The organism is Caulobacter sp. DMC95 (assembly GCF_056313785.1).
In genome coordinates, this window is record NZ_JBQUZP010000001.1 from 278981 (window position 1) to 301330 (window position 22350).

Genomic DNA, 22350 nt, shown 5'->3' on the forward strand with positions numbered 1-22350 from the left:
GAGCGACGAGCGCTCTCGTTCGTTAAACGTCGAGTCTGCCGGGGAAGGTCCAGCTTTGCAAGAAAGAGTCACAATCCGTGACGATCATCCTTGCTGGACGGGGTTTGGGCCGGTTTTCGAGGTGCGGCGAACGTCGTCACCTGCGCCAGCCAGGCGTTGCGCACGCCATCCGATTCCATATGGAGATCATGACCCGCTGCGGGGTATCGGACCTGTCGGCAGTTCTTCATCTCGCGACATAGCTGCGCCTGCGGACCGGCCGTGGCGACGCCGTCTTGTTCCCCGCTGAGCAGCAGGACCGGGACCGCGACCGTCCGCGCGTCCTTTGCGGCCGCTTCTGAGGCGTCGAAAAAGGCGGCGAACCAGCCAAGGCTTCGACCGCCCATCCGAAGGTCCGGGTTCGCGAGCATCCATGCGGCCTGCACCTTGCCGCGCGTGCTGTCGTGGGTGAGTCCCTGGACCGCGCCGTCAGGCGCGTCCCGACGCCAGCCATGCTGGTCTGGGGATCGAACCCAGCCCAGACGCAGCGTCCTGAGCGCAGGCGTGAACCGGGCGAAGTCGGCGCGAGGGCGGGGGAGGGTCTTCAGGCCAAACGTCGGCGCAGAAAGAACCAGAGCTTCCATGGGGAGACCGGTCTGCGCGGCTCTTAGGGCTGCCAGGCCGCCTTCGCCATGACCCAGTACGATCAACGGCGTGTCGCCCCGCGGGCGGATCACAGTTCGGACGAGCGCCTTCAACGTCTCAACGTCCGGATCAAAGCTATCGACGTGTCCAAGGTCGCGCCAAGGCGTCAACCGCTCCGATCCGCCTTGCCCCTGGCGTTCCAGGACCCAGACGCTAAAGCCCTGACGTGTGAGATCGGTGACGGTCTCGAACCACTTTTCAGCGCTCTCACCATAGCCCGGGAGCACCAGGACCGTGGCGCGGGGCGCAACAGGGGGCGCGGCCACCCCATAGCGCTGCACCGTCGCCTCGCCGCTTTTCACGTATCCCCACGCCCAACCTTGCGGCGGATAGAAGCGGGAGGTCAGGGTCGGCGGCGTGCGGCTCTCGGCGAACGGCGCGCGGGAGGCCCCGTCACCGCACGCGGAAACGGCCAGGCAGAGCGCGATAGCCGGGGCGGCTGTAAGAAGGCGGCGACGCATACGCCCCAGTCATTTCGCGCCTTGGGGTCTTACGCAAGATCAAGCGCTTGATCCGGAGGGCAAGAAGACCGATTTAGGTGCCATGGCCACGGTGATCGACACGCTGAAGGCTCGCGGCTCGGAAGACCGGGCGGCGCGCCATCCCGAAAAGCAGAACCGCCCGGATACGCCGGTGCTCCGCAAACCGGAGTGGCTGCGCGTGCGGGCTCCAGGCTCGGGCCAGTACAACGAGACCAAGGGCATCGTGCGCGAGCACAAGCTGCACACGGTCTGCGAAGAGGCCGCCTGCCCGAACATCGGCGAGTGCTGGAGCCAGAAGCACGCCACCATGATGATCATGGGCGAGATCTGCACCCGCGCCTGCGCCTTCTGCAACGTCACGACGGGCCTGCCCACACAGCTGGATCCCGATGAACCGCGCCGCGTCGCCGAAGCCGTCGCCAAGATGGGCCTAAAGCACGTCGTCATCACTTCGGTGGACCGCGACGACTTGCTGGACGGTGGCGCGCGCCATTTCGCCGAAGTCGTCACGTCCATACGAGCCGCCGCACCGGGCACGACGATTGAGATCCTGACGCCGGATTTCCTCCGCAAGGAGGGCGCCGAGAACGTGGTGATCGACTCCAAGCCGGACGTCTTCAACCACAACCTCGAAACCGTGCCGCGGCTCTATCTCAAGATCCGCCCTGGCGCGCGCTACTACAACTCGCTGCGCTTGCTCGACCGCGTGAAGCAGCGCGATCCTTCACAGTTCACCAAGTCGGGTCTGATGGTCGGCCTGGGTGAAACCAAGGAAGAGGTCATGCAGGTCATGGACGACATGCGGTCGGCGGGCGTCGACTTCATCACTATTGGCCAGTACCTGCAGCCGACCCGCAAGCACGCGGCGATCGACCGGTTCGTGACGCCTGAAGAGTTCAAGGCCTATGAGGCGATCGCGCGGGCCAAGGGCTTCCTGATGGTCTCCTCCAGCCCGCTGACGCGTTCGTCGCACCATGCGGGCGAGGACTTCGCCAAGCTGCAGGCGGCGCGGCGCGCCCTCGACGCGCGCACGGCGTAAGCCTTGCACCGACACGTCGTTTCGAGGGTGCTACCTTATACGCCCGAGCAGCTGTTCGAGCTGGTCGGCGATGTCGAGGCGTATCCGAAGTTTGTCCCGTGGATTACCGGCATGCGGACCTGGAACGGCCGTGTGGACGGTGCCGTCAGCACGGTCGACGCCGAAGCCCAGGTCGGGTTCTCGTTCCTGCGGGAGAAGTTCGCCACCCGTGTTCGGCGTGATCGCGACGCCCTGTCGATCGATGTCAGCCTTCTGTACGGCCCCTTCAAGCGTCTCAGCAATGGCTGGCGGTTCCGGCCCGAGGGCGAAGCGACGCGGGTGGAGTTCGTGATCGACTTCGCCTTCAAGTCAGCGCTTCTGGACGCCATGCTGGCGGCGAATGTCGATAAGGCTGCCGGCAAGCTGATCGCCTGTTTCGAAGAGCGCGCGCGTCAGCTGCACGGCGCTCAGGCCTAAGGCTCAGGCCACCACTTCCCTGAGCATCTCGAGCGCGGTGCGCACCGCCGCCAATTGCACCGCCTCGCGGGTTTCGCCGTCGAAGCGCTCCAGGCGGTGAACGACCGAGCGATTGGCGCGGGCGACGGCGAAGTGAACCGTGCCCACGGGCTTCATCGGCGAACCGCCGCCTGGCCCCGCAACGCCGGTGATCGCGACTGCAACATGGCCGTGGCTCTCGCGCAGGGCGCCCTCAGCCATCATCCGCGCGACGGGTTCCGAAACCGCGCCATGGTCGGCGATCAGGTCGCCAGGAACGCCGAGCATCTCGGACTTGGCGCGATTGGTGTAGGTCACAAAGCCGCGCTCGAACACGTCAGACGCACCGGAAATCGAGCAGATCGCCCCGGCGACAAGACCGCCCGTACAACTCTCGGCAGCGACAAGGCGTAGGGACCGCGCACGGGCCTCATCGATCAGCAAGCGCGCCAGGGTCTGGATTTCAAGCGGGAACATCAGGACCTCCGATTTCGCGAGTTTGCAGACTAGCCCAATCAGGCCGGGGTCTCGACCGAGACGACCGCAGACGCCGCCAGGCCTTCGCCGCGCCCCGTGAAACCCATCTTCTCGGTCGTGGTCGCCTTCACGCTCACGCGGTCAACAGGAAGCGAGAGAATCTCGGCGAGGCGCTCACGCATCGCCTGGCGGTATGGCTTGATCTTGGGGCGCTCACAGATGAGCGTCACGTCGACATTGACCAGCGCGCCGCCCTTGGCCGTCACAAGGTCGACCGCATGCTTGAGGAACTGGTCCGACGCCGCGCCCTTCCACTTTGGATCGGTCGGAGGGAAGTGGTCGCCGATGTCGCCTTCACCGATGGCGCCCAGGATCGCGTCGGTCAGGGCGTGCAGACCCGCATCGGCGTCAGAGTGGCCGATCAGGGTCTCGTCATGCTTGATGGCGACGCCGCAGAGCCAGACCTCCTCGCCTGGCCCCCAGCGGTGCGCGTCGAAGCCTTGGCCGACACGGGTGACGCGCGCGGCGCCGGCGAGACGTTCGGCCATGGCGAAGTCCTCGGGGTAGGTGAGTTTGTTCAGGAGCGGATCACCGGGGATCATGGCGATACGACCGCCGGCGGCTTCGACTACCTGGGCGTCGTCGGTGGGTTCGCCGTCCGCCCATCGGGCGTATGCGGCAAGAAGTCTGTCGCGCGCCGCCGCTTGAGGCGTCTGTGCGCGCCACAGGTGCTCTCGCGAAACGGTCCTCGCGGACGCGCCGGGCGACGCTAGCTTGAGGGTGTCCGCAACAGCCAAGGCGGGCAGGGCGAGATCGGCGTTGGCCAGCGCGTGCAGAAGATCGTCGATGGTCTTCCGGCTGACGAAAGGACGCGCGGCGTCGTGGATCAAGACAGGCTCGTCGCGGAGGCGATCGGAAAGCGCGGAGAGGCCTGACTGGACAGAAAGCGCCCGTGTCGCGCCGCCGAGCGTCGTGCGCCAGCCGCGAAGGCCCTCCAGGACGCCGTTGGCCGCGTCTTGGCCCTCACGGGTGGTGACGATGATAATGTCCGCCGCGCCCGCGGCGAGGAAGGCCTCTACCGACCAGCGCAGCACCGGTTTGCCGGCGAGAAGCCGCCACTGTTTAGCCTGGCCCGGCCCGGCTCTCGTTCCTTGGCCGGCGGCCACGATCACGACGGAAAAAGTCATGCGGGCTGTTTAGTCGTGCGCCGCCGCTTGTCCAGTCGATACGGGCTTTACTGCGGCGCACAATATGCCTAAAAAGATGGCTTCGGGGATGATTACAAAATGAGCAAAGCGCTCGATATTGGTGGCGTCGAGGTTCCGGGCCGGGTGTGGATAGCACCCATGACAGGCGTGTCGGATCTGCCTTTCAGAGAAACGGCCTCTGCGCTTGGCGCGCCCTATGTGGCCACCGAAATGGTCGCCAGCGCGGAATTTGCGAAAGGGCGCCCCGACGTCGTCCGGCGGGCTGCGGTCGGCGAAGGCCTTCCACTGACGGTGATCCAACTGGTGGGTCGCGACGTCGACTTCATGGCGCAAGGCGCGCGGATGGCTCAAGAGGCCGGCGCTGAGATCATAGACTTGAATTTCGGCTGTCCGGCCAAAGAGGTCGCCGCCGGTGCGGCTTGCGGGTCAGCGCTGATGCGCGAGCCGGATCTCGCAGAAGCCTTGGTCGCCGCCGCCGTTGAGGCCGTTGATGTGCCGGTGACGGTCAAGATGCGGCTGGGCTGGGACATCGACAGCCTGAACGCGCCAGATATCGCGAGACGCGCTGAGGCCGCCGGCGCCAAGGCCGTTACGGTGCATGGGCGGACGCGCAATCAGTTCTACAAGGGTGTCGCAGACTGGTCGGCCGTTGCGGCGGTCAAGCGCGCGGTCTCCGTCCCGGTTTTGGTCAATGGCGACATTGTCGACGGTGACAGCGCCCGCGAGGCGCTGGAGCAGTCCGGCGCTGACGGCGTGATGATCGGTCGCGGCGTCTACGGCCGGCCTTGGATCGCAGGTGCGATCGAGGCGGCTCTGGAGGGGCTAGGCTTCGAAGAGCCGGCCGCCGAGGAGCGCTTGGCGATCGCGGTCACTCATTTTCGCCGGAGCCTCTCATTCTATGGGGAACGCCTCGGGCTGAAGATGTTCCGCAAGCATCTTGCATCGTACATTGAGGCGGCGCCGTGGCCGGACACCGCTGAGGCGCGCCGGGCGGCGCGCGCCAGTTTGTGCAGACTTGAAGATCCCACGGCCGTAGAACGCGCGCTGCGCGACCTTTGGCTGGCGGGCGGGAGACAAGCCGCATGACGGACCGTGCTCGCGTTCTCGGCGGTCTCGCGACCGAATCTCTGAAGGCCGCCGCTTTCGATCTGAGCCCGGAACCGGCTCTCGTCGTCGACCACGACGGCGGTCTGGTCGCGGTGAACGAAGCTGCGGAGGCCTTGTTCGGCCATGGCCTGTCGCTCCTGGCGCGCGGACGTTTCCGGGCGGCGCTGCCTCCCGGTTCGGTGCTGGTCTCCCTGCTTGATCGGGCGGTCTTTGAAGGCGCCCTGGTTCGGGAGCACGGCGTCGAGGTCAATCTCTTCGGCCAACCGCCCTTCGAAGCCGATGGCGCCGCAGTTCCGCTGGGCGACGGCTCGGTGCTGCTGACCCTGCACGTGAAGGGCGTGCTCGGCGTGGACCGCAGCGCCGACGCGGCGGGGCTTCGCTCGGTGGTGGGCCTTGGCAAGATGCTGGCCCACGAGATCAAGAACCCGCTTGCCGGGATCCGCGGCGCTGCGCAGTTGCTGAAGACCGGCGCGAGCGCGGTCGACCAGCCCTTGGCCCAGTTGATCGTTGATGAGACGGACCGGATCAGACGTCTGGTGGATCGCATGGAGGCGTTCTCCGAGCAGGCGCCGACGTCCCGTGAGCCCGTCAACATCCACCAAGTGCTGGATCGGGTTCGCGCCTTGGTGGCCAATGGCGTCGCCGACGGCCTGACGCTCAAGGAGAGCTATGATCCCTCGCTACCGCCGGTCTGGGGCGATGAGGATCACCTGATCCAGATTTTCCTGAACCTGATGAAGAACGCCGCCGAGGCCGCGCACATGCGCGGCGATGATCGCGGCGTGTTGTCGATCCATACGGCGTGGCGGCCCGGCGTCCGCGTCCGCGGCGCCGATGGAAAAGCCGCCAGCGGCGCGCCGATCGAGGTCCGTGTGATCGACAATGGACCGGGCGTGCCATCCACTCTGCGCGACCATCTCTTCCAGCCGTTTGTCACCACCAAGTCCAATGGCACGGGGCTCGGCTTGGCGTTGGTCACAAAATTGGTCACCGCCCACGGCGGTTTGATTGATTTTGAATCGGAACCCGGTCGGACGGTCTTCCGCGTGTTGTTGCCTGTTGCCCCTGAAGTCAGTTCCGGAGACGTCCGAGCATGAACGCCGCGAGCAAGAAAATCCTGATCGCCGACGACGACAGCTCGGTTCGTCTGGTCCTCAGCCAAGCCTTCACCCGCCTGGGCTACCAGGTCCGCGCCACCGGAAACGCCACGACGCTCTTGAAGTGGGTGACCGATGGCGAAGGGGACCTTGTCGTCACTGACGTGATGATGCCCGACGAAAACGTCTTCGACGTCCTGCCGCGGATCCGCAAGGAGCGACCAAAGCTCCCGATCATCGTGATGAGCGCACAGAACACGCTTCTGACGGCCGTCAACGCCGCAGACGCCGGAGCCTTCGAGTATGTTTCCAAGCCCTTTGATCTGGACGACGTCACGGCTGCGGCGCGACGCGCCCTGTCGCGGCCTGCCGACGCCGAAGCCTCGAAGGCCCAGGCGCGTGCAATGCGTGACGAACGCCTGCCCCTCATCGGCCGTTCGGCGCCGATGCAGGAGGTCTATCGCACGATCGCGCGGCTGGTCGGCGCGGACCTCACGGTCCTGATCCTCGGCGAGAGCGGGACGGGCAAGGAGCTGGTGGCGCGCGCGCTCCATGAGCTCGGCCGCCGCCGCGATGGAAAGTTCGTCGTCATCAACCTCGCCGCCGTCCCGCGCGAGCGCGTCGAGGCCGAGCTTTTCGGGCGCGGGGAGGGCGACAACGGTCGCCTTGTCGAGGCTGACGGCGGCACGCTGTTCCTCGACGAGATCGGTGACATGCCGCTCGACGCCCAGACCCGCCTGCTGCGCGTGATCGACGGCACCGAGCCGGTGATCAACCCTAAGACGGGACGGCGGCCGAATGTACGCATCATTGCGGCCACCAACCGGGATTTGCGGGGCCTGATTCAACAGGGACTGTTCCGCGAGGATCTGTTCTTCCGGCTCAATGTCGCGCCCGTCCGCTTGCCGCCGCTGCGCGATCGCGCCGAAGACATTCCGGACCTAGCGCGGACTTTCCTGCTCCGAGCCGCGCGCGAAGGGCTGCCCGCCAAGACGATCGATCAAGGCGCTCTAGATCGCCTCAAGAGCCACCCCTGGCCTGGGAACGTCCGCGAGCTTGAGAACCTTATGCGTCGGATGTGCGCGCTCTACGCCGAAGAGCTGATCACAGCGCGTATCGTCGACAGAGAATTGCAAGACCACGCGCCTGCAGTCCGGGCGGATGAGGGTCCAGTCACCTTGTCGATGCTGGTCGAGCGTCACTTGGCGTCGCACTTCGCAGATCAGCCCGACGGCGTTCCCGCACCAGGCCTCTATGATCGTATTCTGGAAGAGGTGGAGCGGCCGCTGATCCAGCTGACGCTCTCAGCGACCCGCGGAAACCAGGTGCGGGCCGCCGAGATCCTGGGCCTGAATCGGAACACGCTCCGCAAGAAGATCCAGGATCTTGGCGTGGAGATGACCCGGGGCCGCCGTTAAGGCTGCAGCTTTCTCGGCACATAAGTGTTGAATTTGGGCCACACGCTCCTAAACTCGGGAGCGATGTCTTCAGTGGCTTATGCGACGGGATCCGATAGTCCGCCGACCCGGTTCAGCCGGGTCTGGTGGCGGGGGGTTTTGCGGTCGCGCTATCTGATCGGCGGCGGCTACGCGTTGGCGGTGATCTTGACCGTCGCCGGCGTGGCTCTGGCCTCGTCGCCGCCGCGAACCGACTCGATCGGCGCCGCCAGCACGGTGATCCTGGTCGTTCTCGGCTTCAATCTGGTGCTCATTCTGGGGGTGGCGACCGTCGTCGGGCTCCGGCTCTATGAGCTGATCGATGCGCGAGCGAGCGACGCCGGGGCCCGGCTGCACTTGCGCTTCGTGGGCCTGTTTTCGCTGGCGGCCGTCGCGCCCGCCGTGATTGTGGCCCTATTCTTTGGCGTGCTGGTCAATCGTGGGGTCGACGGCTGGTTCAGCGAGCGCGTCCAGACCGTGGTCGGCAATTCGGCCAAGGTCGCCAACTCCTATGTCGAGCAGCAGAAGAACTACATCTCCGAACATATCGGACCGATGGCGACCAGCCTGAACCAGGCGGCTCCGGCGCTGGCGCAATCGCCTGTCGCCTTTGGTCATTTCCTCGCCGGCTTGACGCAGGACAACGGCTTCTCAGCCGCTTATGTGCTCGACCGCGACGGTCGAATCCTCGCCCGCACCGAGTCGGAAGGCGCGCCGCCTTTCCTGGCGCCGCCGCCGGCGAGCTTCGATTGGGCCGATGGCGGTGAGGCGAGCGCGCAGCGCTTCGTTTCGACCGACCTGTTCCGTACCCTCTACAAGCTCAAGGGCTTCGACGACGGCTATCTCTACGTCGTTCGACCGATCGAGAAGGGCATTCTCAACCACCTGATCGAGACCCAGGACGCCCTGATCTCGTATCGTGACGCCGAGCGCAGTCGGGGGCGTATCCAGGCCATTTTCGGCTTGAGCTATCTGGAGACGGCCCTGCTTGTGCTTGTGGCCGCCATCTGGGTGGGCATCGCCGCCGCGAACTCGATCGCCGGACCTGTGGCCGGATTGGTGGAGGCTGCGGGACGCGTGTCTGGGGGGGATCTCGACGCTCGCGTGGAAGTCGAAAGCGGGCCCGAGGAGATCCGGGCGCTCTCAAACGCCTTCAACATGATGACCAGCGAGCTACAGCTGCAACAAGCGGCGCTGAAGGCCGCCAGTCTGGACGCAGAGAGTCGTCGGCAGTTCATCGAGACAGTGCTCTCAGGCGTCAGCGCTGGCGTTGTCAGCCTGGATGATCGCGGCAAGATCTCAGCTGTGAACCGACGCGCGGTTGCGCTGCTTGGCCTGCCGAACGACGCGATCGGGGTCGATCTGATCGAGCTGGCTCCCGAATTCGAAACGGTCATGACCGCGCTTCTGGAAAGTCGACCCGATACGGACGTCGAGGTCGACATCATGCGCGAAGGGGAAACGCGGCGCCTGCGCGTGCGCGCAGCGGGCCATTTCGCCGAAGGCTTGGTGCTCACCTTCGATGACATCACACGCCTCGTGGCGGCCCAACGGAACGCCGCCTGGAAAGATGTCGCGCGACGGATCGCTCACGAGATCAAGAATCCTCTGACCCCGATCCAGCTGTCGGCGGAACGCCTGCGACGCAAGTATCGGAAAGAGATTGCCAGCGATCTCGAGACCTTTGATCGCTGCACCGACACCATTATCCGCCAAGTTGGCGATATAGGACGGATGGTCGACGAGTTCTCGGCTTTCGCCCGGATGCCGGCTCCGCGCTTCGAGCCCTCGAACCTGACCGAAATGCTGCGGCAGGCGGTTTTCGCCCAGCGCTTCCAGGACGCTGAGATCGAGGTCAAGCTGGAGGAACCAGGCGACGGCGATGTCTGGATCACGAGCGATGAGCGCATGATCGGTCAGGCGCTGACGAACATCCTCAAGAATGCTGGGGAAGCGGTCGGCGCCCGTCGCGTGAACGAACCTGAGCTTCGTGGGCGTATCATGGCGACTCTCGTCTGCGACGGTGAGGAACTCTGCGTCACGATCGAGGACAATGGCGTGGGCCTGCCCGCCAAGGACCGAGACCGCTTGACCGAACCCTATGTGACCACCCGCGAGAAGGGCACGGGCCTTGGCCTGGCCATCGTCAAGCGGATCATGGAGGACCATGGCGGCAGCCTGGCCCTCGTCGATGCGCGCGAACCGCCTGGCGCGCGCGTCGTCATGAAGTTTCCAACGACCGCGCGCCTGCCCGTCGCGGCCCAGAGTGGCGTTGAGGAGATGATATGAGCGCCGACGTTCTAGTGGTGGATGACGAGGCCGATATCCGGGACCTCGTGGCCGGCATCCTCGAGGATGAGGGCTACGCCGTCCGGACCGCCGCGGACTCCGATCAGGCCCTCGCGGCGATCCGCGCTCGCAAGCCCGCGTTGCTGGTCCTCGACATCTGGATGCAGGGCGGCGGCATGGACGGGCTGGAACTGCTCGACATGGTCAAGGCGCTTGATGCGGACCTGCCCGTGATCATGATTTCGGGCCACGGCAACATCGAGACAGCGGTCAGCGCCATCAAGCGCGGCGCCTACGAGTTTCTCGAGAAGCCCTTCAAGTCCGACCGTCTTCTGCTGGTCGTCGAGCGCGCGCTGGAGGCCGCCGGACTGCGCCGGGAGAACCGCCGACTTCGCGCCCAGACGCTGGCGCCGGATGGTTTGATCGGCAAGTCTGCAGCTGCGCAAGCGTTGCGCCAGCTGATCCTGAAAGTCGCGCCCGCGAACAGTCGGGTCCTCGTTTCTGGTCCGCCCGGCTCGGGCAAGGAACTTGTCGCCCGGCTGATCCACGGCGCGAGCGCCCGCGCCCGCCAGGAGTTCGTCGCGGTCAGCGCTGCGGGCATGGCCCCAGAGCGGCTGGATGTCGAGCTCTTTGGCGAAGAAGGCGAGGGGGGACGCCCCCGCAAGATCGGCGTGTTCGAGCGCGCGCACGGCGGGACATTGTATCTCGACGAGGTGGCGGACATGCCTCGCGAGACTCAAGGCCGCATCTTACGTGTGTTGGTGGAGCAGCGCTTCCGCCGGGTCGGCGGCGACAACGACGTCCAGGTGGATGTGCGTGTGATTTCGTCCAGTTCGCGCGACTTGCGTGACGAGATCGCCGCCGGACGGTTCCGGGAGGATCTTTTCCATCGCCTCAACGTCGTTCCTGTGCGCGTGCCGGGTCTTGCAGAGCGGCGAGAGGATATTCCGGAGCTGATCAGCTACTTTGTCGATCGTATCAGCGAGGCCACGGGGCTGGCTCGGCGTCGACTTGGCGAAGACGCTCTGGCCACGCTTCAGGTCCAGACTTGGCCCGGCAACGTGCGCCAGCTGCGCAATAACGTCGAGCGCATGCTGATCTTGGCGTCCGGCGAGCCGGGCGAGTTGATCACCGCCGAGATGCTGTCTGGGACGGAGCAGCCCAGCGCCGGCAACGCCGGAGCGATCGGCGCCGAGCGGATCATCGCCTTGCCCTTGCGGGAGGCTCGGGAACTGTTTGAGCGCGAGTATCTGAACGCGCAGATCCTGCGGTTCGGCGGGAATATCTCGCGCACCGCCAATTTCATCGGCATGGAGCGCTCCGCCCTACACCGCAAGCTGAAGTCTCTGGGCGTGTCCGGCGCCCGGGGCGACGAGGAAGAATAGATGTCGCGTTTCGCCTATGTGAATGGCCGTTTCGTCCGGCATGGCGAGGCCGCCGTGCATATCGAGGATCGCGGCTACCAGCTCGCCGATGGCGTCTACGAGGTCTGGGCGGTTTTCGACGGCAAACTGGCGGACGCGGAAGGCCACTTCGCACGCCTGTGGCGCAGCCTAGATGAGCTGCGGATCGCCCATCCGATGAGCGAGGCGGCCCTGACCATGGTCCTGCGCGAAGCTGTCCGTCGCAACAAGGTGCGCGAAGGCCTTTGCTATCTGCAGGTCACGCGAGGCGTGGCGCGGCGCGACCATGCCTTCCCGAACCCTGCGGTTCTCCCGTCCGTGGTCGTGACGGCCCGCTCGCTGGATCGTGCGGCCAGCGAGGCCAAGGCGGCGCAAGGCGCTTCGGTCATCTCCGTGCCGGAAAATCGCTGGGGCCGTTGCGACATCAAGTCGATCGGCCTCTTGCCCAACGCCTTGGCCAAACAGGCCGCCCGCGAGCGCGGCGCCATTGAGGCGTGGTTTGTCGACGACATGGGCTTGGTCACCGAAGGCGCCTCGTCAAACGCCTGGATCATTGACGCCGAGGGCGCGCTGCGGACCCGCGACACCAACGCCAACATTCTGCGCGGTGTGACGCGCTACACGCTCTTGGACGTGATCCGCGAGAGCGGCATGACCGTCAACGAGAAACCTTTCACCATCGCCGAAGCGCAAGCGGCCAAGGAGGCTTTCATTACGGGCGCCGGGTCTCTTGTGACCCCGATCGTTCAAGTAGATGGGGTGAAGCTGGGGGACGGAAAGCCCGGTCCGGTGGCGAAACGCCTGCGGGCTCTCTATATCGAGCGAGCGCGCCAAAAAGCCGTCTGAGGTCGGAACAATCCTGAGGCTCGGCGGCGTGGGGCCGCAAGGCTGGATGGAATTTTTCGCTGCGGGCGTGTCGCTTTCGGCGAAAAATCATCTAGCATGACCTTGTTTGTGTGGGGGGCGTGTGGCCCTCCGAGAACAATGAGAGGGGAACCCCCGTATGTCCGCCGAGAAGAAGCAGAACCTTCAAGACACTTTCCTGAACAGCGTTCGCAAGTCGAAGACGCCGCTCACCATCTTCCTCGTCAACGGCGTGAAGCTGCAGGGCGTGGTCAGCTGGTTCGACAATTTCTGCGTCCTGCTGCGTCGCGACGGCCAGTCTCAACTGGTCTACAAGCACGCCATTTCCACTATCATGCCGGCTCAGCCCGTTCAGCTCTACGAGCCGAGCGCCGACGCCGACGACTGACCCTAGAGCCGTTTGTCCAAATCCAGTTCCAAGTCGATTGACCACGCCGCGCCGATCCTGAAGGCGCTCGTGATCCATCCCTCGCGTCCTTTGCGGGGCCAGGCGGCCCTCGAAGCCCGGGATCCCAACGCCCGGCTCGAGGAGGCCGTGGGCCTCGCTGTGGCGCTTGACCTTGAGGTCGTGGAGGCGCTGGTGGCGCCGCTGCGCCTCGTTACGCCCGCCACCCTGTTCGGCAAGGGCAAGGTCGAGGAGTTCGCCTCCATATGCGAGGTCGAGCACATCGACGTCGCCGTCTTCGACGACCAGCTGACGCCGATCCAGCAGCGCAATCTCGAGAAGGCGCTGGAGGTCAAGGTCGTCGACCGAACCGGCCTGATCCTCGAGATCTTCGCCCGCCGGGCCCGGACCCGAGAAGGCCGTCTGCAGGTCGAGCTGGCGCGGCTTGAGTACGAGCGCTCGCGCCTCGTGCGGACCTGGACCCACCTGGAACGCCAGCGCGGCGGCACCGGTTCGACCGGCGGCCCCGGCGAGACCCAGATCGAAATCGACCGCCGCCTGATCGCCGGCACGATCGTCAAGCTCAAGAAAGAGCTCGATGAGGTTCGTCGCACCCGGACCCTGCATCGCAGCGCCCGCAAGAAGGTTCCGTACCCGACGGTCGCCCTGGTCGGTTACACGAACGCGGGAAAGTCCACGCTGTTCAACCGCCTGACTGAGGCGGAGGTCCTGGCCAAGGACATGCTGTTCGCGACGCTGGATCCGACCCTTCGCACCGTGAAGCTGCCCGACGGTCGCCCGGCGATCATGTCCGACACCGTGGGCTTCATCTCCGACCTGCCGCACGAGCTGGTCGAGGCCTTCCGCGCCACCCTCGAGGAGGTGCAGGAAGCCGACGTCGTGCTGCACGTTCGCGACGTCGCCAATCCCGACAGCGAAGCCCAGGCCCGCGACGTCGAGACGGTGCTGTCCGAACTGGGCGTCACGTTCGACGAGGGCAAGACCGTCGTCGAGGTTTGGAACAAGATCGACCTGCTGTCGGAGGACGATCGCGAGATCGTCGAAGGCCATGCGCGCCGCAAGGACGCCTCGGCCGTTTCGGCGGTCACGGGCGAGGGCTGCGAGGCGCTGCTGCGGCGGATCGCCGGCCTCATCGATGACTCGCCCCCGGTGGAAGTGAGTCTGGCTGCGCAGGACGGGCAGGCCCTGGCCTGGATCTATCGCAACGGCCGCGTGCTCAGCCGCTATGACGGCCCAGGCGGGGAGGTGACCTTGGTCGCCCGCCTCGACGCCCAGGCCCTGGGCCGTTTTGAGCGCCAGTTCCCCGGCGCGCAGGTGTCCGCCGCCGTCGACTAAGGCTCTTTCTCCGCTGCTTTCGCTTCGTTCCAGAGCGCGTCCATTTCGGCGAGATCAGACTGGTCCGGCGTCTTGCCGCGCCTGGCCAGCTCGGTTTCGACGAAGCCGAAGCGGCGCGTGAACTTGGCGTTGGTGGCGCGCAGGGCGTCCTCGGGATCCACGTCCAGCTTGCGAGCGAGGTTGGCGCAGACGAAGAGGATGTCGCCCAGTTCCTCGCGCGCCTTGGCCAGATCGCCGGCCTCGATCTCGACTGCGATCTCGTCGGTCTCTTCCCGCAGCTTGTCGAGCACCTCGTTGGCGGTCGGCCAGTCGAAGCCGACGCGGCCGGCGCGCTTGGTCAGCTTCACCGCGCGGGTGAGGGCGGGTAGGCCGGTGGGCACGTCGTCCAGCACGCCCGTCTTGGCCTTGGCCTGCCGTTCCTGAGCCTTCAGTTGCTCCCAGCCGGCGACCTGGTCCGAGAGGGTCTCATAGGCATGATCGCCGAACACATGCGGGTGGCGGCGGATCATCTTGTCGGAGATGGCGCGCGCCACGTCGGCAATGTCGAAAGCGCCTTGCTCCTGCGCCATGCGCGAATGGAACACGACCTGCAGCAGGAGGTCGCCCAGCTCCTCCTTGAGGTCCGAAAGATCGCCGCGCTCGATGGCGTCGGCGACCTCATAGGCTTCTTCCACCGTGTAGGGCGCGATGGTCGCGAAGGTCTGCTCCAGGTCCCAGGGGCAGCCGCCCTGGGGGTCTCGCAGCTTCGCCATGATGTCGATCAGGGCGAAGAGCGGGTGCTGGTCGTCACTCGGCGGGGCCAAGGGCGGCGTTTGAGGGGACATGCGAATCCGAGGGGCCTGAGGACTTGGACGCGTCCGCCGCCGCATCCCGCGCCGCAAGCTGGCGCTGGATCTCGGCGAGACGGGCCGCGTCCAGCGGATAGCGCATCATGATGGCGGCGACCACCAGTCCCAGCGCGGCCGGCGCAATGGCGTACATGCCGATCAGGGCCGCGTCGCCTTCGGGCGTGGAGACCTTGGGATCAAAACCCATCCAGCCCAGCGCGATGAACACCGCCACCGCCAGGGCGTAACCCAGTTTCACCGTGCCGGTGACAATGGCGTAGAGCAGGCCCGTCTTGTCGACGCCGCTCTCCAAACGCTCCTCGTCGCCGATATCGGCCATCATCGAACGCACCAGCACCGGCGCGGCCGAGTAGGGCAGGCCAGCCAGCACCAGCAGGAACATGCCCATCACCGAGCTTCCGGCCGGCATGAACATCGCGGCGACCTGGACAAAGGCGTAGACGACGGCGGCGACGACGAGCGCTTTGTGCTTGCCCAGCTTCTTGGCCAGAATCGGCCACAGCGGCGCGCCCGCCAGCGCGGCCAGGAAATAGACCAGCAGCAGCACGCCGGCCTGGGTCTTGTCGAAGCCCTTGATCCGCTCGAAGAAGAACAGGAACAGCGTGCCGGCGATGCCGGGCGCCAGGCCCATCAGAAGGTCGGCGAACAACAGGCGCTGCACCGAAGGGCGCATCAGCAGTCGCCAGTACTGTGCAAGGCCGGTCTTGCCGTGCTGCGGCGGAGCCTGCGGCTCCTTCACTGTGGCGACGGCCAGCATCACCGTGATCGGCAGCAGGATGACGATGAACCAGCCCATGGCCCGGACGCTGTCGATATGGTCGCCCTTGAGCACGCCGGTGATGAACGGCGGCAGGCACAACACCAGGATCATCCCGACGACGTTCGCCGCCTGCCACCAGCCATAGACGCGCGAGCGTTGCTCGTAGTCGCTCGACAACACCGCGCCCCAGGCGGTCTGGGACAGCACCACGATCGAATAGCCGCCGTAGAGCACCGCCAGCCAGAACCAGAGATACAGCGAGCCTACGCCCGGCTCGGCCATGAACAGCGCATAGCAGCCTGCGGTGAGGATCGGGGCGCCGATCAGCATCCAGGGCCGAAAGCGCCCCATCTTCATGCGGGTTCGATCCAGCAGGCCGCCGAACAGCGGGTCGAACAGAATGTCGATCAGTTTGACGATGAGGAACGCCGAACCGACGACGGTCAGCGAGAGGCCCAAGGAATTGATGTAGTATTCGGGGAGATAGACCACGAGCGGCAGGCCCATGGCCGCCACCGGAATGCAGGGGGCGGCGAACGCCGCGAGCGTCCACGATGACGCCTTCTGAGGAGACTGGGCCTCGGACATACTCTTACTTCTCCCCGCGCCGTTGATCGCGCTTCGCGCCAAGCCTTGGATGGCCGTTTCAAACGAGTGTGCGAGGAATATGCGGCAAGCGCTAGCCTGTTCCTCGATATGGGCGCGCCGCCGCCGCTTCACGCGGCTCGCCGCTGAAGGTGTGGAAAGGGCTGCGGAGCGCCGGACGTCCGTCCGGAGTGAGTGAGTTGAATACCGTTTCGACGAAGCCCGACGCTCCGCGCGATCGTTATCCGGAAGCGTGATCCTGTGATGCTGTTCGCACCGCAGAATCCTTGAAGCCTCCGACGGGCGGGTCAGGCCGCGAAGCCTGATCCCGGACAGACGCCTTTCAGCGTCCCTGTCGCCCTCGCCAGCCGATGTCCACCGTCGCTTTTGTGTTCCAGGGCCGACCGCCGTAGGATGGACAACGTTGCGGGGTGCCCCCCGCACCGGCGAGCGCGTCCCGCTCGACCGCCCCTCGCCGCGCAAATGGTCGCTGGCCATGCGCCCTTTCCTTGCGACGAGGTGGGATCATTGTTCAGCTGGTTTGGTGGGCGATGCGTCGATTTTGGATAGGCCCTTCGTTCGGCGGGCTAAGGCGTTGATCATGTTGGCAATGGGGCATGCCAATCACCGCGCGGCGCCAGGGATTGCGGCGTTGGGAAGCAGAAGTTGGTAGCGTCGGCGATGGGTGGGGACCGGAAATTGGCGCCGCTGCGCGAAGCGGTCATCGGTGCGACGCCTTGATCAGTGGGCAGGGGCGGTGGAGGCCGCGCCGCACTGGTGCATCGTCGACCCGATGGCCTTCATCGGACAGGATGGCAGCTTCTTGAAGTCGAGCGGGTGCGCGGGTTGAGCGGGCGAGACCCTAACTCGGTGCATTTGCGTTGGCTGCCAACAGTGACCAGCCGTACGGGATGGTTTGTTCATCTTAAAGTTACAAAAGTCGGATTGACTGATCTGAAATTGTGACTATCTGGGCTGTAGCTTCAGCGAGGTTCCGATGGCTGCTCCCACTGCTTCCCAAATCATCAACGCGATGGTTTTCGACGGGGCAAAGTGGCCGAGCACCACAATCACTTTCAGCATTCCGAGCGCCGGCAGCACTTGGGACGGCTACTCCCCCGGTGGCGAGGGAGTAAAGGGCTCTGAACCCTACAGCAGCTATTATTCTGTTCTGAGCTCTCAACAGGCAGACAGCTTCCGCGGCTTCCTTCAAATGTGGGCCAACTACGCGCCGCTAAATTTTGTCGAGTCGAACGACAAGACTAACCCCGGCGACATTCGCATAGCCTTCACCAACACCTACCCCGATGGCGGGTACGCTTACGTGCGCGGCCCAGGGACGAGCTTGGCTCTCGCCGGCGATATCTGGCTTTCGACGGACACTAAAAACTACGATTTTACCTTGGGAGCAGGGGTGGGTACGGACGCGCATCCCACCATCCCGATTGCTATAATGCTCCATGAAATCGGTCATGCGCTGGGCCTCAACCACCCCTTCTCGACGGGTTCGGAAATTCCGGTCGAATATCAAAATTACCGATATTCGATAATGGCCTACGAGTATTCACACATCAACAGCCAGCTCCCGTACTTCCAAAAGTCCGGAGCGGACCCATCGGCGTTCTTTTACGGCGCTCAAATCGCCTACGTTACCAAGCCCATGGTGTTCGACATTCTAGCCATTCAATCGATTTACGGCGTCAACACCAACTACAAGTCCGGCAACGACACCTACACCTTCTCAAAGATCCATGCCCTAGACTCCGGGGCGCTTGATGGGATGTTCATCGACTCTATCTTCGACGGCGGGGGCATCGATACGATCGATTTGCGTGATCACGATCGGCGCTCGATTATTGACCTCACGCCAGGCACCTACAGCAGCATCGACATATTTACTGTCCAGGAACAACTGGCTTACTGGAAAGCGAAATTCCCAGACAAAGCGGCGACCATAGATTCCTTTATACAGGAGATGGTCTCGTTCAAAGACATCTACACTGGAGAGAACAACCTCGGGATCGCGTACTCCACGATCATCGAGAATGTTCAGGCGGGATCGGGCGACGACATCATATTCGGTAACTCGACCGCAAATGCGCTCGCCGGCAACGGAGGCGCCGACAGCATTTACGGACGTGATGGCGACGATGTGATCACAGGCGGTGCAGGGGACGATGTGATTGATGGTGGGAGCGGCAACGATACTGCCCTCTACACGGGCCATATGGCGCAATACACCGTGGCCAAGAACGCCGATGGATCCGTGACTGTAACAGATCTCGTGCAGGGCAGAGACGGCGTCGACACCCTGTTCAACATCGAGAGCATCCTTTTTGCACCAGCGCCCAGTCTGGAGGATATCTCATCGCGTATCACTGCGATCCTGCGCACATCAGCCACGTCCCCAAAGGCGTCAGCGCTTGCGAACGATCTATATGGTCGCTGGAATTCTGGGGCGCTCAATGCTGAGCAAGTGACCCAGGCGGTCGTCTCCGCTGCAGACGCCACTACCTCGGTCGCAACCTTGTCCTACGAGTTTTTTACTGGAAAGATCCCGGGGCAGCCAGGTGTTGACTACCTGGTCTCGCCGACGGGGCCAAACGCCAACAACCTCAACAGCGCCTACTACCAGAGCTTCAATTTAGAGAACCGCTACATCAACTTCGCGGTCAATCTGGGCAAAGTCGGCGAAGGCGCGGCCAAGTTCACGGCGGAGTACGGCTCCCTGTCGTTGTTTGACGCCACCAGGAAGGCCTATGCGGCGATCTTTGGCGGTACGCCCACCGACGCCAAGGTTCATGCCCTGATCGACACCCGCGTCGACTACTTCGCCAGCTACGGCGGTGACGGGGCGAACGGCCAGGGGACCAAGGCGGCGATGGTCGGCTGGCTGCTGGCCGAGGCCGAGAAGGCCGATCTGGGCGTCATGGCTCGCTCGAACGCCGCCTGGCTGACCGACCTAGCCGACGGCTCGGCCCCGTTCGCCATCGACATCCTTGATCCCGCCAAGGGTTACTACAAGGCCGACTTCATCTTCGGCGGCTAGTCTCTGGAAGCCCCGGCCTTGGCCGCCTCCACCATGCTCGGCGTGACCGGCTGCGCCGCGTTCACGCGGTCGCCGCCGGGGCCAGCATCTCCAGGTGCACGTGGTTGGTGATGGCAGCGATGTTTTGAACGGCCTAGACGCGATCAAGCACCAAGGCCGGTCAGCAAGCGGTCGGCGAAGAAACTGAAGGGCGCCGCTTAGCGTATGGCGCAAGGGTCCGAAACGGGTCGGGAACAGTCTGGAGCATGATTCCAGAAACCCGACCTCCCCGGCGAATGCCGGGGTCCAGATCGAACCCACCGCGGCTCATCCGTAAAGCGCGGAGGCTGGGCGCGTCATCCCCAGCCGTTCCGGATGAATCTGGGCCCCGGCATTCGCCGGGGAGGTCGGGATAAAGTGAGGCGGGCCATTTGAACGTCCGACCAGGGTCGCGAACCGAAACAAGGCTCGCGCCCCATCCCAGACATCCCAGCACTCAACCTCCACATTGACCGTGTGCGGCGCAGCCTATAGCTCTGGCCACGCGTCAGGTTCCTCGCGAGAGGATGAAAAGGGAACGAGGTTCAAGACCTCGGCTGCCCCCGCAACTGTAAGCGGCGAGCTTCGCGTCACATGCCACTGGGCCTTCAAGGCCTGGGAAGGCGACGCCCAGAAGCATTGACCCGTGAGCCAGGAGACCTGCCCGGCGCAGTCGTTCATCGCTCGGCCGGGGTGCGCCGAACGAACGGGATCTCCCGAGAAACGACAGTCACCAGGCCGCGCGGCGGCCTGAGCGTTCGCGGCTTCGCGGGCGCTTGGGATGTCGTGTGGGTCGTTCGTAACGGGAAGACTGTACTATGATCCGAGCCCTCTTAAGCTCCACCGCCCTGGCCACCGCGCTCCTCGCCGCACCGGCTTTCGCTGACGACCAGAAGGCCCCCGAGGCCGATGTCGCTGGCGCCGCCGGCGCCAATGGCGTGGCCGAACTCGTCGTCACCGCCACCCGCACCGCGCAACCGATCGAGAAGGTCGGGGCCTCGGTGACCGTCCTGACCGAGCCCGTGATCCAGGCCAGCCAGGCGATCTCGGTCACCGAGTTGCTGGCCCAAACCCCGAGCGTCTCGTTCGCCCGCAACGGCGGCGTCGGCTCGGCGACCAGCCTCTACATCCGCGGCGCGGAAAGCCACCACACGGTCGTGTTGATCGACGGGGTGAAGCTGAACGATCCGTCGTCCACGCAAGGCGGCTTCAACAGCGGCAACCTGCTCGTGGGCGATGTCTCGCGCATCGAAGTGCTGCGCGGCGCTCAATCGACGCTTTGGGGCAGTCAGGCGATCGGCGGCGTCGTCAACATCGTCACCGCCGAACCGACCACGCCCTTCACCAGTTCGCTGTCGGCCGAAGCCGGCGCGCGCAAGACCGGCTATCTGCGCGGCGCTGTCGGCGGCGCTTCGGACAAGGTCACCTGGCGGATCGCTGGCGGCTACTACACCACCGACGGCTTTTCCTCCTACAAGCTGGGCCAGGAGAAGGACGGCTATCAGAACACGGGCATGTCGGGCCGCTTGCGCGTCAAGCTGACCGACGCGGTCTCGGTCGAGACCCGCGCGGTCTATTCGCGCGGCAAGAACGACTTCGACGGCTTCAACGTCGACAGCCCCGAGTTTGGTCGGACCAAGGAGCTGGTGGTCTATCAGGGCCTGAACGCCGCCCTGCTGGACGACCGCTGGAACAACCGCGTCGGCTTCGCCTACACCGACACCGATCGCCAGAACTACAACCCCGCCCGCGCCGCCGTGCCGATGACGTTCGACGCCGCCGGCAAGAACAAGCGCTGGGAGTATCAGGGCGTCTTCGCGATCACCGAAACCTGGACCGCCACCTTCGGCGCCGCGAGCGAGCGTTCGCGCATGCGCACCCGTTCGCCGTCGGTCGCCAACCCGAACGTGGCGTTCCGGACCGGCAAGATCAGCGCCGACAGCCTGTATGGCCAGATGCAAGCCGAGATCGCGCCCGGCCTGACGGTGACCGGCGGTCTGCGCTACGAGGACCACGACGCCTACGGCGCCCACACCCTGGGTCAAGTCGGCGCGGCCTGGGCTCTGAATGACAACGCCACGGTGCTTCGCGCGAGCTACAGCCAGGGCTTCCGCGCGCCGGGCCTCTATGAGCTGTTCAGCGAGTACGGCAACGCTGCGCTGGCGCCGGAAGAGTTCGACAGCTGGGAAGCCGGCGTCGAGCAGCGCTTCCTGGAGGGCAAGGTCCGCGCCTCGGCGACGGTCTTCCACCGCGAGGCCGACAACGAGATCCGGTTCTTCTCGTGTTCGTTCGGCGCGACCGACTCGCTGTGCGCGCCGGGCGGAGCTTTCCGCTTCGGCTATTACCGCAATCTGCAGAAGACCAAGGCGCAAGGCCTCGAACTGATCGCCGAGGCGCGCCCGGTCGAGGGCCTGACGATCACCGGCAACTACACCTACACCCAGGTCGAACTGGCGGCGGGCGCCAACGACGGCAAGCAGCTGTCGCGTCGTCCGAAGGACCTCGCCAACCTCTCGGCGACCTATCGCTGGCCGGTCGGTCTCTCGACCACGGTGGCGGTGCGCTATGTGGGCAAGACCTACAACAACGAGGCCAACACCGTAGCGGTGTCGGACTACGCCACAGTGGATCTGCGGGCGTCCTATCCGATCAGCGACACGCTGGAGGTCTATGGCCGGGTCGAGAACGCCTTGGACAAGGACTATCAGACCATCCTGAACTACGGCACGCCGGGCCGGGGCGCATTCCTGGGTCTGCGGGCGCGCTTTTAGCGAGGGCGGGGGCGGGGG

Annotated in this window: 18 protein-coding genes, 1 pseudogene and 1 riboswitch; of the genes and pseudogenes, 14 read left to right on the forward strand and 5 right to left on the reverse strand. The window is 65.0% G+C overall.

Annotated features, from left to right (window positions below; genetic code table 11):
• Positions 1-68: 68 nt before the first annotated feature.
• Positions 69-1145, reverse strand: coding sequence for an alpha/beta fold hydrolase (locus ACT53N_RS01375; RefSeq protein ID WP_476062207.1), 1077 nt, complete (start codon positions 1143-1145; stop codon positions 69-71).
• An 82-nt stretch (positions 1146-1227) separates the two neighbouring features.
• Here ACT53N_RS01375 and lipA point away from each other — a divergent pair, with 82 nt between their 5' ends.
• Positions 1228-2205, forward strand: coding sequence for a lipoyl synthase (gene lipA / locus ACT53N_RS01380; RefSeq protein ID WP_096033277.1), 978 nt, complete (start codon positions 1228-1230; stop codon positions 2203-2205).
• A 3-nt stretch (positions 2206-2208) separates the two neighbouring features.
• A complete protein-coding gene (locus ACT53N_RS01385; protein WP_476062208.1) occupies positions 2209-2661 on the forward strand; it encodes a type II toxin-antitoxin system RatA family toxin in 453 nt (150 codons plus the stop codon).
• A gap of 3 nt (positions 2662-2664) precedes the next feature.
• Here ACT53N_RS01385 and ACT53N_RS01390 read toward each other — a convergent pair whose 3' ends face one another.
• Together ACT53N_RS01390 and ACT53N_RS01395 are read right to left on the reverse strand one after the other, a co-directional pair.
• Positions 2665-3156, reverse strand: a complete 492-nt coding sequence (locus ACT53N_RS01390; protein ID WP_476062209.1) for a CinA family protein — start codon at positions 3154-3156, stop codon at positions 2665-2667.
• 38 nt (positions 3157-3194) lie between these two features.
• Complete coding sequence (locus tag ACT53N_RS01395) at positions 3195-4343, reverse strand: bifunctional 2-C-methyl-D-erythritol 4-phosphate cytidylyltransferase/2-C-methyl-D-erythritol 2,4-cyclodiphosphate synthase (RefSeq protein WP_476062210.1); 1149 nt, start codon at positions 4341-4343, stop codon at positions 3195-3197.
• A gap of 99 nt (positions 4344-4442) precedes the next feature.
• Between ACT53N_RS01395 and dusB the strand changes: the two genes are divergently transcribed.
• From dusB to hflX, 8 genes are all read left to right on the forward strand, one after another.
• Positions 4443-5450 (forward strand): tRNA dihydrouridine synthase DusB, encoded by a 1008-nt coding sequence (gene dusB / locus ACT53N_RS01400; RefSeq protein ID WP_476062211.1) that lies wholly within the window; start codon positions 4443-4445, stop codon positions 5448-5450.
• Entirely contained in the window at positions 5447-6568 is a 1122-nt protein-coding gene (locus tag ACT53N_RS01405) for a two-component system sensor histidine kinase NtrB (RefSeq protein ID WP_476062212.1), read from the forward strand. Before dusB ends, ACT53N_RS01405 begins: the two co-directional genes overlap by 4 nt.
• Entirely contained in the window at positions 6565-7986 is a 1422-nt protein-coding gene (locus ACT53N_RS01410; protein WP_476062213.1) for a sigma 54-interacting transcriptional regulator, read from the forward strand. The genes ACT53N_RS01405 and ACT53N_RS01410 overlap by 4 nt, the downstream gene beginning before the upstream one ends.
• A gap of 63 nt (positions 7987-8049) precedes the next feature.
• Entirely contained in the window at positions 8050-10293 is a 2244-nt protein-coding gene (locus ACT53N_RS01415; protein WP_476062214.1) for a sensor histidine kinase NtrY-like, read from the forward strand.
• Entirely contained in the window at positions 10290-11678 is a 1389-nt protein-coding gene (gene ntrX / locus ACT53N_RS01420) for a nitrogen assimilation response regulator NtrX (protein WP_476062215.1), read from the forward strand. Before ACT53N_RS01415 ends, ntrX begins: the two co-directional genes overlap by 4 nt.
• The gene (locus tag ACT53N_RS01425) at positions 11679-12542 is read left to right on the forward strand and encodes a D-amino-acid transaminase (RefSeq protein ID WP_476062216.1); all 864 of its coding nucleotides are present in this window, start codon (positions 11679-11681) and stop codon (positions 12540-12542) included.
• 157 nt (positions 12543-12699) lie between these two features.
• The gene (gene hfq, locus ACT53N_RS01430) at positions 12700-12948 is read left to right on the forward strand and encodes an RNA chaperone Hfq (RefSeq protein ID WP_010919613.1); all 249 of its coding nucleotides are present in this window, start codon (positions 12700-12702) and stop codon (positions 12946-12948) included.
• A gap of 12 nt (positions 12949-12960) precedes the next feature.
• Complete coding sequence (gene hflX / locus ACT53N_RS01435) at positions 12961-14301, forward strand: GTPase HflX (RefSeq protein WP_476062217.1); 1341 nt, start codon at positions 12961-12963, stop codon at positions 14299-14301.
• On the opposite strand, the gene mazG is transcribed toward hflX, so the two are convergent.
• The gene (gene mazG, locus ACT53N_RS01440) at positions 14298-15125 is read right to left on the reverse strand and encodes a nucleoside triphosphate pyrophosphohydrolase (RefSeq protein ID WP_476062218.1); all 828 of its coding nucleotides are present in this window, start codon (positions 15123-15125) and stop codon (positions 14298-14300) included. The genes hflX and mazG overlap by 4 nt on opposite strands.
• On the reverse strand, positions 15088-16497 hold the full coding sequence (locus ACT53N_RS01445) for an MFS transporter (protein ID WP_476062219.1): 1410 nt from the start codon (positions 16495-16497) through the stop codon (positions 15088-15090). Before ACT53N_RS01445 ends, mazG begins: the two co-directional genes overlap by 38 nt.
• Before the next feature lie 450 nt (positions 16498-16947).
• On the opposite strand from ACT53N_RS01445, the pseudogene ACT53N_RS01450 reads away from it, so the two are divergent.
• The 4 genes and pseudogenes from ACT53N_RS01450 to ACT53N_RS01465 all read left to right on the forward strand — a co-directional run.
• Positions 16948-17018, forward strand: a pseudogene (locus ACT53N_RS01450) (hypothetical protein); the annotation flags it as partial.
• A gap of 473 nt (positions 17019-17491) precedes the next feature.
• Positions 17492-19543, forward strand: coding sequence for a matrixin family metalloprotease (locus tag ACT53N_RS01455; RefSeq protein WP_476062220.1), 2052 nt, complete (start codon positions 17492-17494; stop codon positions 19541-19543).
• A gap of 275 nt (positions 19544-19818) precedes the next feature.
• Positions 19819-19938: a hypothetical protein gene (locus ACT53N_RS01460; protein WP_476062656.1), complete on the forward strand. Its 120-nt coding sequence runs from the start codon at positions 19819-19821 to the stop codon at positions 19936-19938.
• 116 nt (positions 19939-20054) lie between these two features.
• Positions 20055-20243: riboswitch (cobalamin riboswitch) on the forward strand.
• Positions 20244-20379: 136 nt separating this feature from the next.
• Positions 20380-22332 (forward strand): TonB-dependent receptor plug domain-containing protein, encoded by a 1953-nt coding sequence (locus tag ACT53N_RS01465; protein ID WP_476062221.1) that lies wholly within the window; start codon positions 20380-20382, stop codon positions 22330-22332.
• The last annotated feature ends 18 nt before the right edge of the window (positions 22333-22350 follow it).

Coding starts and splice junctions, on each gene's coding strand:
- ACT53N_RS01375 (WP_476062207.1), bottom strand. CDS start 1,145: ATGCGTCGCCGCCTTCTTACAGCCGCCCCGGCTATCGCGCTCTGCCTG.
- lipA (WP_096033277.1), top strand. CDS start 1,228: ATGGCCACGGTGATCGACACGCTGAAGGCTCGCGGCTCGGAAGACCGG.
- ACT53N_RS01390 (WP_476062209.1), bottom strand. CDS start 3,156: ATGTTCCCGCTTGAAATCCAGACCCTGGCGCGCTTGCTGATCGATGAG.
- ACT53N_RS01395 (WP_476062210.1), bottom strand. CDS start 4,343: ATGACTTTTTCCGTCGTGATCGTGGCCGCCGGCCAAGGAACGAGAGCC.
- dusB (WP_476062211.1), top strand. CDS start 4,443: ATGAGCAAAGCGCTCGATATTGGTGGCGTCGAGGTTCCGGGCCGGGTG.
- ACT53N_RS01405 (WP_476062212.1), top strand. CDS start 5,447: ATGACGGACCGTGCTCGCGTTCTCGGCGGTCTCGCGACCGAATCTCTG.
- ACT53N_RS01410 (WP_476062213.1), top strand. CDS start 6,565: ATGAACGCCGCGAGCAAGAAAATCCTGATCGCCGACGACGACAGCTCG.
- ACT53N_RS01415 (WP_476062214.1), top strand. CDS start 8,050: ATGTCTTCAGTGGCTTATGCGACGGGATCCGATAGTCCGCCGACCCGG.
- ntrX (WP_476062215.1), top strand. CDS start 10,290: ATGAGCGCCGACGTTCTAGTGGTGGATGACGAGGCCGATATCCGGGAC.
- ACT53N_RS01425 (WP_476062216.1), top strand. CDS start 11,679: ATGTCGCGTTTCGCCTATGTGAATGGCCGTTTCGTCCGGCATGGCGAG.
- hfq (WP_010919613.1), top strand. CDS start 12,700: ATGTCCGCCGAGAAGAAGCAGAACCTTCAAGACACTTTCCTGAACAGC.
- mazG (WP_476062218.1), bottom strand. CDS start 15,125: ATGTCCCCTCAAACGCCGCCCTTGGCCCCGCCGAGTGACGACCAGCAC.
- ACT53N_RS01445 (WP_476062219.1), bottom strand. CDS start 16,497: ATGTCCGAGGCCCAGTCTCCTCAGAAGGCGTCATCGTGGACGCTCGCG.
- ACT53N_RS01455 (WP_476062220.1), top strand. CDS start 17,492: ATGGCTGCTCCCACTGCTTCCCAAATCATCAACGCGATGGTTTTCGAC.
- ACT53N_RS01460 (WP_476062656.1), top strand. CDS start 19,819: ATGCCGGGGTCCAGATCGAACCCACCGCGGCTCATCCGTAAAGCGCGG.
- ACT53N_RS01465 (WP_476062221.1), top strand. CDS start 20,380: ATGATCCGAGCCCTCTTAAGCTCCACCGCCCTGGCCACCGCGCTCCTC.